This window comes from Fictibacillus sp. 26RED30, assembly GCF_015903845.1.
GTDB classification, from domain to species: Bacteria; Bacillota; Bacilli; order Bacillales; family Fictibacillaceae; genus Fictibacillus; species Fictibacillus phosphorivorans.
Genome location: NZ_JACZDV010000001.1, coordinates 1,473,921 through 1,485,888, shown reverse-complemented (window position 1 = coordinate 1,485,888; position 11,968 = coordinate 1,473,921). Strand labels below are relative to the sequence as shown.

Here is an 11,968-nt window from a genome sequence, read left to right as displayed (position 1 = left end):
AATAAAAAGTGACTACACAAGATAAGCATGGGAAAACCACCCGTATGATTGCGGGTGGTTCATTACTACCGTATCATAGCATGTTCCACTTTAATGCACTTATCCATAATATAAGGAATCGTCGCACTTTGCAAAATCTCTTCTGCTTCTGCACTATAAAGACCGAGCTGTGCCCAAAAGAAACCAGCTTTTATTTTCGCAGCAGAACGTGCAACTTCAGGCAAATATTCACTGCGTCTAAACACGTTAACAATATCTACATGCCCCTCGATTTCTTCGAGCGTCGCAAACGCCTTTTGCCCTAAAACCTCTCTGACATTAGGATTTACAGGGATAATCTCGTAACCGGCATTCTGCATATATTCTGAAACCATATAAGATGTGCGAAAGGGTTGATCAGATAGACCGACTACAGCAATGCGTTTTCTTAATTTTAACAGGTTTTGGATATCTTGTGTCGTTGCAGCTCCCATCTTTATGTCCTCCTAGTGTCTTTTTATATAGTTTTAGACAAATTATGTAGAAATGAAACCTTTTCAAAAAGAAAACTTGGCAGACGCCAAGTTATTCAAGACAGCCTTAGTTGAACTTATACTATCGTACTAAGTGAAAAAAACCGGCAATCTCGAATCTTGTTTTCGAGAACCGCCGGCTATAATTCATTATTTCTCTAAGCGGTAAATATCACTATACTTCTTTTCGAAGTAAGCGATCAGATGATCTGGGTTTAGACCCTCACCTGTTACGTCTTTTAAGATTTCAATAGGCTTCTTCATCTTTCCGTACTGATGCACATTTTTTGTTAACCATTCTTTGATCGGAAGAAGGTTTCCAGACTCCATAAGTGCATCGAAATCAGGAATGTCGTTTACCATCGCATTTTTAAGCTGTGCTGCATAAATGTATCCAAGAGCATAGGACGGGAAGTAACCAAAGCTTCCGCCTGACCAGTGTACATCTTGAAGCACTCCTTCCGCATCGTTCTTAGGCGTAACACCGATATATTCTTGCATCTTTTCATTCCAGATGCGCGGAAGGTCTTTTACTTCGATTTCGTCGTTAAACAAGCCTTTTTCGATTTCATAACGAACGATAACATGCAGTGGATATGTCATCTCATCAGCTTCAATACGAATGAGCGAAGGCTCGACAACGTTAATAGAGCGGTAGAAATCTTCAAGCTCTACTCCGTTAAACTGTGCACCCGAAACCGTCTTTAACATGTTGTATTGATTTTTCCAGAATCCAAAGTGACGACCGACAAAGTTCTCCCAGAACAGAGACTGAGACTCGTGAATGCCCATAGATGTTCCAGTAGCAAGTGGTGTTCCAACGAGTTCATCTGATATGTTTTGCTCATAAAGTGCGTGTCCACCTTCATGAATGGTTCCGAATACAGCCGTACGGAAGTCATTTTCCATATACTTCGTTGTTACTCGAACGTCTCCCGGGTTTAATCCGATTGCGAACGGGTGAACCGTTTCATCCAAACGACCAGAATCAAAGTCATAACCCATGTCTTTTAGAACATGCATACTGAATTCTTTTTGCTTTTCTTTCGGGAAATGTTCGAATAAGAACTTCGTATCTGGCTGTCCTGCTTCTGTAACTTTTTGAAGAAGAGGTACGATTCGATCACGAAGTTTAGAGAACGTCTCATCTAAGATTTCTACTGTAACACCAGGCTCATACATATCTAAGAGTGTGTTATATTTATTTCCTTCATAGCCCCAATAGCCGATGAACTTCTTATTATAATCAACAAGTTTTTCTAAGTATGGCTGGAATAAGGAGAAGTCTGAAGCGTTCTTCGCTTCTTCCCAGACCGTTTCTGCTTTTGATTGTAAAATGACATACTCTTTAAATTCTGCAGGAGGAATCTTGGCATTACGCTCGTAATCTTTTTTTACTTCCTCTAGCGTCTTCTTCGTAACATCAGAAAGAGAGTCTTGTATTTCAGCTTTAGAAAGTTCTTCGATATAACTCTTCATTTCTTCAGAAGTAGACATCGCAAAAACATCCGAAGATAATGTCCCGATTACTTCAGAACGTTGCTCGACCCCTTTTTTAGGTGCGCCTGTACGAAGGTCCCAATACATGAGGCCGATGGCTTCATTGATGTGTACCATTTTTTTCACATAATCTAAGAATTCTTTTTCAACAGTTACTTTTGTTTGCGTCATTTGCTATTCCATCCCTTCACGGTTTCATAAAAAACATACCGCTATATGAATTCGTGACGCAATAAAAAAGTCCTGCTGGTCGATTTTATTTTTTTCTAAAAATCTTCTTTAAAAAGTTCTGCATACGTTGCAAAAGAAGGATCAATATTGTTTGCGTGACCAATTGATTGATGTAGGACACTTTGAATTTCGGCTTTATGATGATCTTCCAGGTGTGGTTGTATGTTCTGTAATGCCTTTTGAATGCTATCTAAATGGCTGAATTGTGTGTACATAATATAACCTGCCTTCGTTTTATGGTTAGGCATAGTATGTACGTGTATAAGAGGTCTTTAAACTTTGTTTCTGTAATTGGTGATGATCAATGTAGTAGTGAGTATGTATTGTGTTATTTAATTTCGGTTTAAAATTGCTATTTCCTAATGTTTTTTTTAATAAAAATTATTAAATTCGTACGGTACGTGAAATTATAATAGTTTTATTGCTATTAAGGTGTATGATTCACAAAAAAAGGCTGACTCGATCAAAAAAGTCAGCCTTCCTTATTGGTTTGGGCGGTAGAATCCAAAAGTTTTGTCCTTGAATCCACAAATTTTGTAGCTCAATCCACGAGTTTTGCTTCTCAATCCACAAATTTTCAACTTTTATCCGCGAGTCTACAATTTTCGACGCTCGCGGCTACCCATACCATATATGCATGTATTTAAAACACACTCATCAACTCTGGTGCTGTCTAGGTGGACGTTTTCCAAAGTATTGATAATAGTCCGTCTTCAAATCACCGTTGTACAGCTTACGCTTCTTCGTTGCTGAACGGCCATAATATTCTTCAAACTTTTCATTCGAAGTAATCACATACACACTCCATGTATCATACGGTTTCATCGCCATGCCTAGGTCGCGATACATTTGTGCTACTTCTTCTCTCTCACCTAGTCGCTCTCCGTAAGGCGGGTTCGTCACAAGACAACCGTAATCTTTTCTAGTCGTGAAATCGCGGACTTGCATCTGTTTAAACGTGATAAAATCATCGAATCCAGCTTCGTTAGCATTATTCTTAGATAGTTCGATCATCTTATGATCAATATCAGAACCTTGAATCTCAAGAGGTAGATCATATTTTGCAACATCTTGAGCCTCACCGACTGCCTCATACCAAACCTTTTTATCGATCCAGTTCCATTTTTCTGAAGCGAACTCGCGATTTAAACCAGGCGCGATGTTTTGGCCGATCATCGCAGCTTCTATCGGCAATGTGCCTGAACCACAAAATGGATCAGCGAAAGGCTTGTCTGGCGTCCAATTCGTTAGCATAATAAGAGCTGCAGCCATCGTTTCTTTAATCGGCGCACCTGAATGCAGCTCACGGTATCCACGCTTGTGTAGACCTGTACCACTCGTATCAAGAGTTAATGTCGCGATATCCTTATGAATCGCCACCTCGATACGATACAATGCTCCGTCCTCCGGGAACCATGTTTTACGGTTATACGCCGTTTTCAAGTTATCTACTACTGCTTTCTTTACGATTGCTTGGCAGTCGGATACAGAAAATAGCTTTGATTTTACGGACCGGCCGATTACAGGGAACTCTCCATCTTCAGGAATAAAATCAGCCCAAGGAAGTGCCTTCGTTTGCTCAAAAAGTTCATCAAACGTCTCTACTTTAAACTCACCAACCACTAATTTTACGCGATCTGCCGTTCTTAACCATAAGTTAGCTTTTACTAAAGTTTTCTCATCACCATCAAAATAAACTTTCCCGTTTTCAACTTTCACATTCTCAAAACCTAGCGCGCGAACTTCATTGGCTACAAGAGCCTCTAATCCCATAGCTGCTGTTGCCAGCAGTCTTAATTGTGTCATAATATGAACTCCTTAATCTTCATCGATTTCTATAGTAATAAGTATACCCTTATTTGAGGACACTTTTTTATGTAAATAGAAAAAGCCCCGGTAAACGGGGCCCTCATTCAGCTTTAATTTAGGTACCAATAACGTTCTGTAAGCCATGTTCTGTTCCTTAGTACTACAAACGGCTGGTAGCCTCGTACACCGGTGGTAATCATCTATCTACAAAAAGCCTTGGCTTCTTGTTCTCCCAATCGTTCAATTCCGAAATGGGAAACTCCCCTACCATAATTTGGGTTTCTCGCTCGTGGGGTTTACCTCGTTCCACTCCCTTTGTTTCCATCGGGACTACGTCACTGTGGCACTTTCAAGGTATTAACACCATATCCGAAGACTTAGGTGCGTTCCCTGCCGTTAGTCCAGTAAGCTTTATACAAGCAAACCAATCTACCCTGGCTTATTTTTTGGCCAGGCACGATCATTACGGTCATCTCAGATCCGTGCGAGCATGGACTTTCCTCTAAACCAGAAGATCTGATCCAGCGATTACCCGAACGCTATTGATTTAAGTTTTAAAAGCAAGATTCATTATAGCATGCTGAATGGATAAAAACAAATGGATAATAACTGGAATCAATCGTACAATTTACTGCCAAAAACATGTTTTTCCAAGTTAGACAAACGCTGAAGAATATCGGAGTTCGTCGTGCTTGAAGTTACTGAAGACATTCTGCGTGTTTGCTGATGATCAGTAGTATTTTGAGCTTCTTTACGCAGTCGATTGTTTTCTTGTACAACTGCATCATACTCTTTTTGGAAATTTTCATAATCCTTAATAATAAGATCTAAGAATTTGTCTACTTCGTCTTGATCATAGCCACGAAAGCCTTGTTTAAAGTCTTTTTCCAAAATTTCTTTCGCCGTTAAATGAAAACGCTGTTCACTCATGTGAATCACCTCACACAAAGATTCTAAAATTATTTTTTCACTACCTGACCTAAATGTCAATTTTTTTCGACTTTAGATTCATTTATTCATTACGATTGTATTGTTCCTCTTGTACAAGAACATCCAAGTCATAAGGAGTAATATAAAATATTTCGTACGAATTGTCCATCTCCTGCTTTTGTTTAGCTGCCTGTAAATAATACTTCGGCGAACCGTCTTTTTCTTCGTCGTATAAAAGCAACACGCCATCGCTTTTTTGCACAAGAAATTGATTTTTAACACGAAGCTGCCCTGGCGACTCGTATGGCTTTCGGCTGACCGAATCAACAAAATCGGCACCAGCTAAAATTTCATGATATTTTTCTTGAACGTTTTCTTTCCAACGAGCTTCTTGCTCTAAGAACGGCGTAAGAACTGCAAGTTTTAGATCGGGGTATTCCGCTTGAAGATCAAACACCACTTCTGCAGCCCACATTTCAACACCAGGCTGCCCACTGATGATCACCCATTCAAGTCCTTCATCAAGAAGCGAGACTAACTTTTGTCCAATCGCTTTCTTTATATAGTATACCCCTTCATGTTTGTCACTAAAAATCCCCAGTTCATGAGCTTTGTAGCCACTGACAAGCAGTGTTTGAAGCATGTGAAAATACCTCCTATTAATGAAAAACACCCGGCTCTGTCTATAGCCGGGGCTTCATTAAAAGTTTTGTGTTGTGTGACTGATTTGATTGCCAATCATTACTGTTAACCCGACGATTACAAAAAATAGAACAACAATCCACTGCTTCACGTACCATCTCTCCATAGCTTAAAATATATATTTCCCTATCCCTATTCCCGGTTATTTCGCGAAAACAATCGAACCGTCAGGAAATATGACGAAAACCTAGCAGAAATATAAGGTTTCATGACGTTTTTTGCGCTTACCCGGGGAATAAAAAAAGGGGGAATTTATTTTCTTAAGATCATTTTCATGTCCTCTTATATTCTACAAAAAACAATGCCGTTTGAGAAGAGATATTTTGCAGGAATTCATAAATTTGACGAATTTTTACGAATATTGGATGACTCGTTGTTCTAATCGTTCGATTCTTTTCAAAAAACGCTGTTTTTCCTGTTCTTCTTTCCTCTTTGTTAACCTTTTCTTGCCTTTCCACCTTGAATAGGCCATAACAGCAAAATGAAGAGCTTTATCGTAATCTTTTTGTATGTGCTCAAAATACTTAGAAAGTTCAACAGCTGGCTCTTCATCTAAATGATCTTCTTCAAGCAATTCCAACCAATACTGAACAGATATTTCTATCTCATTACACTTTTTGTTTAGAGCAGCTAATGATTTTTTTGATTGAGATGTATGTGAATTTCCCGTTTTTAGAACCTCGTTATAAAGAGACATCGCTTGTTCTTGTTCGTTTAAAGCTTCAAACCATCTCGCAGATTCATACGTTTCTTTTTCGGTACGAAAACCATTACCTGTCACAATCCCAGACATATGAGTATATAGCGTGATGAGCGAAAGAACATCCCACTCGTTGTGCTGAAAAACTCCTTCAAGGAGCGAAGGATCTCCTTCATTGCAATATTGAAAATAGAGCATGGGCGCTAGGTAACCAGGTGTATCATGAATCCGATTCACGCCAAGTATCTCTTTTTCCACTACAGAAAGCTTAACCGCAGGTAACGTATCTTTCCAAAGCCTCCTAGCGCCATGAAGAAGATCAAAGTGACCAAACTCTGGCAATGAAGGTACAAAATCACGAATTAAAGTATGCCGCGTTTTCACTTGTGGCCAATCAAAGGATTTTCCGTTATACGTTACTAGATTCCTCAGTTCTTTCACATGATTTAAAAAGTAATGATAAAGAGCAACTTCAGATCCTGGTCCTGGTAGGAAGAACTGGTGCACTAAAACGTGATCTCCCTTGATCTGACTCATACCGAGCATAAAGATTGTATTCCCAGCTCCACCACTTAAACCAGTTGTTTCTGTATCAAAGAACAAAAGGTCAGAGGCTTCTAAATCCCTTGCATGTAAAGGGTGCTCCGCATCAATATCCTGCCATTTCGACACAGCGTCCAAAACGTCAGAAAACCGATAACGCCCCCACTTTGTGTCGAGAGGATATTCTACTTTTCGGATGATGCAATAATCCTCTTCGAAAAAATAAGCTGACGCCCCAAATTTCTCCCAATAATCCGCATGATCAATCCTTTTACCTGATGAATCCTCAAGTGGTTGCTTGCTCTGTACAGGAGGCGTTGAAACCGGATTTACCATATGTTTTTTTAGCCGATTTAGTTTATTTTGAATCGACATGCTCTGTCGCTCCTTTAATTTGAGAAATCAGCTTTACAGCTAGATTCTTGCTGTTATTTCCTTCTTCTAATGTACCCGTGCAAGACGGACAGCCACTTTCGCAAGGACAACGTTGTATCATAGAGAGCGCTTGGTCAAGAACAGTATCCCAAGAGCCATACACTTTTTCACTCAGACCTATTCCCCCTGGGTATCGATCGTAAATAAAGATTGTAGGCTGTTGATTATGTACCGCTTTAACTTGCGGTACAACATGAAGATCATTTGCATCACACATAACAAATAATGGAGCGACATGCCGCAGTACGTGTGCGATTCCAAGGAGGCCCGCTTCGAGTTTCTCTTCACTTAAATCGTTATTTTCAAACGTTAGCCAAGTGGCAGAAGTGTGCAACTCTTCTTCCGGAAGATGAATGGGTCCTGACCCAATATTGTCATGTGTTTCAAATTTAATCTTTTTAAAGATGGTTGCCTTTGCGACTACCATAACATCACCGTAGGCTTTTGCATTTTGCTCATCTGTCGTTTCTTTGTCTACTTCTAGTACATTTAGCGATACAGCAAGGTTTGCATCTGTAAAGTAATCAACATCCACTTCCCGAACAAAGGCTTTCTTTTCTTCATAATCGAGCTTCTCAACCTGATATTGTGTACCTTGATGAAGGTAGATCGCCTCTTCGTGAAGAAGTGTCATCGAACTAAAGCGATCCATCTCGCCAATCACTTTCACGTCAGCGACATTACTTTGATCGATGATCACAACGTTCTCCTGTGATGCAGAGCGAAGTGAAATGTTATGAGCAGGAAAGGAATCATTCATCCAGTAAAAATGCTTTCCTCTTTTATGGAGCACTTGCTCATCAACTAAAAATTCTAAAACATCCTGTATCTCTTGATCACCAAATTTCTCATTCTCTTGAAACGGAAGTTCATACGATGCGCATTTTAGATGATCCACTAAAATAATGAGATTATCAGGATTCATACGAGCAGACTCTGGTGATCGTTCAAAAAAGTAATCTGGATGCTGTATCACATATTGATCGAGTGGTGAGGAAGAAGCAACCATGATCACAACGCTCTCATCCTGACGTCGCCCCGCACGTCCAGCTTGTTGCCACGCACTAGCGATGGATCCTGGATAACCTGTCAAAATACAAGCGTGAAGCTGACCTATATCTACGCCTAGTTCTAATGCATTTGTTGAAACGACTCCCATGATGTCTCCGTTACGAAGTCCTTTTTCAATGGCGCGTCGCTGTTTAGGAAGATATCCCCCTCTATAACCTTGTATGGACTTTGTACCAAACTCTTTTTTTACAAGTTCTTGCAAGTAAGTAAGCAATATTTCCACTCGTACACGACTGCGTGCGAAAACGATCGTTTGAATATGGTTTTCTAGAAATAGCTTAGCAAGATTTCTAGCTTCAAGTGTGGCGCTTCGCCTTACGTTTAACGGTTTATTCACAACGGGCGGATTATAAAAGAGAAAATGCTTACGACCAGCTGGTGCTCCGTTGTTGTTGATCAGAGTCATCGGGTTTCCAGTAAGTTGCTCTGCCAACTCTTTTGGATTCGCAATAGTTGCAGATGTGCAGATAAAAATGGGATCACTACCATAAAAGTTACAGATCCTTTTCAGTCGACGTATCACATTTGCGACATGACTTCCGAAAACGCCTCGATATGTATGTAACTCATCTACCACTACATATTTCAGATTTTCAAAAAGCGATACCCATTTTGTGTGATGAGGAAGAACAGCAGCATGAAGCATATCGGGATTCGTCATAACAATGTTTCCCGCTTTTCTGACCACTTGTCGAATATTTGCTGGAGTATCCCCATCATACGTATAACTTTTTATATCCAAACCCATCTCATCAATCAGTTCGTTCATCTCTGACTTCTGATCTTGTGCCAGAGCTTTTGTTGGAAAAAGATACAAAGCTCTTGCCTCGGGATTATTAGCGACCTCCTGTAAAACAGGAAGGTTATAGCAGAGCGTTTTTCCAGACGCGGTAGGTGTAACAGCTACAAAGCTTTCACCACGTAAAGCAGCTTCATAGGCAGATAATTGGTGAATATATAAGGAAGAAATCCCTCTTTTAGAAAGAGCAGATTGAATAGTTGGATGCAAAGAGTCAGGAAGTGGCACTGAAACCGCCTCTCGTGGCTCGATAGTTTTCCATTGAACAATTTGTTTGGCTAGTTCTGGCTCTCGTAAAACGTCCATAACTTGCTGGATTGATTTTTTTCGAAACATGTTTACCACCTCACTTCTATTTTAACGAATATCTGTTCGTAATGAAACAGAGACTTAAAGGGAATGTTCAAGTCTTAATTGAGGCATTTCAACAAATTTGTATAATTTCAAATTTTATTTGTTAATTTTTGATAAAAAATAGACTTTTCTTGAAGGAAAATAGAAAATGATGAAGAATTTAATACTTTAATATTTCATAAGCATAAATATTTAAATAACGTTTATTGTAACGTAGTAAAGAATTAGTTTAGATTTCATAATCCCCCATGTAAAACTTGTTTTGGAATAATGTGTTATAATTAATATATTAAAATAACTTAGGGCCTTTGACTTTTCTTAGTCACCCTCCGTTAAGGAAGGGAGTTCAAGAAAATGAAAAAGATTAGTGTTTTTATGGATGATTATCGGAGCCCACCTGAAGGATATGTCTTCGTTGAAACAATAGATGAATGTATGCATCTTCTGAGGAACCATGATATTGAACACTTATCATTGGATCATGATTTACTGAGCAGAACGAGAAACGGCATGATGCTTGTACAGATGATGGTTAATGAAAAGTTATTTGCGAACCGAATAACCATACACTCTGCCAACTCTGTTGGAGGCAAGAACATGTACAACTGCCTTAAACAAGCTCAAAAAGACTCAATCATGCCCCACACCATTATCGTTTCCTTACGCCCACTCCCACTAAAATATATCCCGCCACGCGTGCTTCAGCATTATATTGATATCAAATAATAAATCCCAACACTAGAATAGGAGGAAACAGCTTTACAGATCACTTGGCAAACTAGCTGTTTCCTCTATATCAACAGACCATGCAATGATGGTCGTGCTATCTCTTACATTATTTCTTCTTATTTCATCTAATAGGAATCGAACGCCTTCTCCCATACTGTTATCGCTCAATACTTTTTGTACCTCTCCAGCATCTTCAAATGCTACACCCGGACATTCAGTCAGCCCATCCGTCGTCATGAAAATTTGGTTAAGTCCCTTTCTCATTTCTTTCTTACCTGAGCTATAACAAGGTACTGGAAGTTCAAATGTGTTCACTTCACCGACCCACTCATAAAAACTACGCTGAACAAGCTGTCTTTCACCTAGTGCAATCAGCTCAGGATGGAATAGATGAAGAATACAATCGCCAATTGAGAACCACCACAAATATTTTCCTTTTCGAACAACGATCAGACATGCCGTTTCACCTGTTGTTTTTCGACAAGAATCCATAAAATCAGGATCTTGAAAGATATTAAGTATAAGATAATCTAGCTTTTTAAGAGCTGCACTTGCAGATTCAGAGAGAACAGACTTAATTTCATTCTCATTCTTTTCAAAGTGATTTAGAACCAGTTCAACACTTTGTGCTGTTTTATGACCATCAAGTACCATTGTAAACTCCCAGTTTTCTGCTTCGTTCGCCCACACTAAGCATCCATCTTCATTTTTATATGAACCTGCTTTAGAATTACCTCCGAACCTGCCCAAGGTTACGTTTTGTACTTCTGTTATATCTAATTCATCTATAAATGTTTTATCGCTTCCAACCCACTTCATATTAGGACTATTCATCACTATTCTCCTCCAAATAATTTCTCACTCGTTGACAAACTTTTACTATATCTTCATTCATTCCAAACGGAGCATCTGCCCAACTATAGACTTCATTCGGTCCCCAGTACTCTTCTGGTGTATTTGGATAACGTGGAACGATGTGCATATGAAGATGTGCAACAGAATTACCTGATACGAGTGCATAAATGTGCTCAGCATTTTCTGTTTCTTTCACTGCTTTGCTCACTTGAGCCATGATCTGGTCGAATGCATTAGCTTCTTCAATCGTCAGATCACCAAGACCTGGTGCGTGTCGTTTCAAATCGATCATGATATGCCCTAGGTAAGAAGGGCGAACACCTTTATCGATATGGCCCACATAAACATAATCATCTTCAAATATTTTTACACCAACTGTATCAATAGTGCCTTTATGTTTGTCACAAATAAAACAATCCTTACTCATTGCTATCTCCCCCTTAATACAAAAAAGCCTATCATCTCGATAAAGAGACGATAGGCTTTTCCTAACGTGGTACCACTCTTCTTTGTTTGCAAAGAATCCATGCAAACCTCAGAACCTGATTACGGGGGTTAATCGTACAGACTTCATTTTAGTCTGTCCACTCCTAGGCGAGTTCAGGATATATGTTGACTGCATTGCACCCAATCAGCAGCTCTCTAAACAACAAATAGATCCTTACTACTCCTAATCATCACGTTTAAACGATGGAAAACTTTTACTAATGATAAGATGATTAGAAATTTCTGTCAAGTCTGTCTTTTCTGATTTTATGTAAGCTGTTAGTGATGAATTGAATTTTCACAATTCCCTAA

At 39.3% G+C, this 11,968-nt stretch carries 11 protein-coding genes, 1 other RNA gene and 1 other annotated feature; of the genes, 1 reads left to right on the top strand and 11 read right to left on the bottom strand.

Translation table 11 applies throughout. The features are described from left to right. Positions 1–65: 65 nt before the first annotated feature. From IHV11_RS07665 to IHV11_RS07625, 9 genes are all read right to left on the bottom strand, one after another. Positions 66–473: a CoA-binding protein gene (locus IHV11_RS07665; RefSeq protein ID WP_197128007.1), complete on the bottom strand. Its 408-nt coding sequence runs from the start codon at positions 471–473 to the stop codon at positions 66–68. 189 nt (positions 474–662) lie between these two features. Next, positions 663–2,183: a carboxypeptidase M32 gene (locus IHV11_RS07660; protein ID WP_197194242.1), complete on the bottom strand. Its 1,521-nt coding sequence runs from the start codon at positions 2,181–2,183 to the stop codon at positions 663–665. A gap of 95 nt (positions 2,184–2,278) precedes the next feature. Further along, on the bottom strand, positions 2,279–2,458 hold the full coding sequence (locus IHV11_RS07655; protein ID WP_197128009.1) for a hypothetical protein: 180 nt from the start codon (positions 2,456–2,458) through the stop codon (positions 2,279–2,281). 442 nt (positions 2,459–2,900) lie between these two features. Continuing rightward, the gene (locus tag IHV11_RS07650) at positions 2,901–4,049 is read right to left on the bottom strand and encodes a THUMP domain-containing class I SAM-dependent RNA methyltransferase (protein ID WP_153238330.1); all 1,149 of its coding nucleotides are present in this window, start codon (positions 4,047–4,049) and stop codon (positions 2,901–2,903) included. A 134-nt stretch (positions 4,050–4,183) separates the two neighbouring features. Then, positions 4,184–4,592, bottom strand: an RNA gene (rnpB, locus tag IHV11_RS07645) — RNase P RNA component class B. 75 nt (positions 4,593–4,667) lie between these two features. Beyond that, positions 4,668–4,982, bottom strand: coding sequence for a cell division regulator GpsB (gene gpsB / locus IHV11_RS07640; protein ID WP_197128011.1), 315 nt, complete (start codon positions 4,980–4,982; stop codon positions 4,668–4,670). Between the two features lie 82 nt (positions 4,983–5,064). After that, positions 5,065–5,625 (bottom strand): DUF1273 domain-containing protein, encoded by a 561-nt coding sequence (locus IHV11_RS07635; RefSeq protein ID WP_197194241.1) that lies wholly within the window; start codon positions 5,623–5,625, stop codon positions 5,065–5,067. A gap of 411 nt (positions 5,626–6,036) precedes the next feature. Then, on the bottom strand, positions 6,037–7,302 hold the full coding sequence (locus IHV11_RS07630) for a ribonuclease H-like domain-containing protein (protein WP_197194240.1): 1,266 nt from the start codon (positions 7,300–7,302) through the stop codon (positions 6,037–6,039). Beyond that, a complete protein-coding gene (locus IHV11_RS07625) occupies positions 7,286–9,568 on the bottom strand; it encodes a DEAD/DEAH box helicase (protein ID WP_197194239.1) in 2,283 nt (760 codons plus the stop codon). Before IHV11_RS07625 ends, IHV11_RS07630 begins: the two co-directional genes overlap by 17 nt. Positions 9,569–9,940: 372 nt before the next feature. Here IHV11_RS07625 and IHV11_RS07620 point away from each other — a divergent pair, with 372 nt between their 5' ends. Beyond that, positions 9,941–10,312 carry a cyclic-phosphate processing receiver domain-containing protein gene (locus tag IHV11_RS07620; protein WP_197194238.1) on the top strand — a complete coding sequence of 124 codons (372 nt, stop codon included), beginning with the start codon at positions 9,941–9,943 and terminating at the stop codon, positions 10,310–10,312. 33 nt (positions 10,313–10,345) lie between these two features. Here the strand turns inward: IHV11_RS07620 and IHV11_RS07615 are convergent, their stop codons facing one another. Further along, a complete protein-coding gene (locus IHV11_RS07615) occupies positions 10,346–11,149 on the bottom strand; it encodes a protein phosphatase 2C domain-containing protein (protein WP_197194237.1) in 804 nt (267 codons plus the stop codon). Next, positions 11,142–11,597, bottom strand: coding sequence for an HIT family protein (locus tag IHV11_RS07610; protein WP_197194236.1), 456 nt, complete (start codon positions 11,595–11,597; stop codon positions 11,142–11,144). The genes IHV11_RS07615 and IHV11_RS07610 overlap by 8 nt, the downstream gene beginning before the upstream one ends. A gap of 40 nt (positions 11,598–11,637) precedes the next feature. After that, positions 11,638–11,857, bottom strand: a binding site (T-box leader). Between the last annotated feature and the right edge of the window lie 111 nt (positions 11,858–11,968).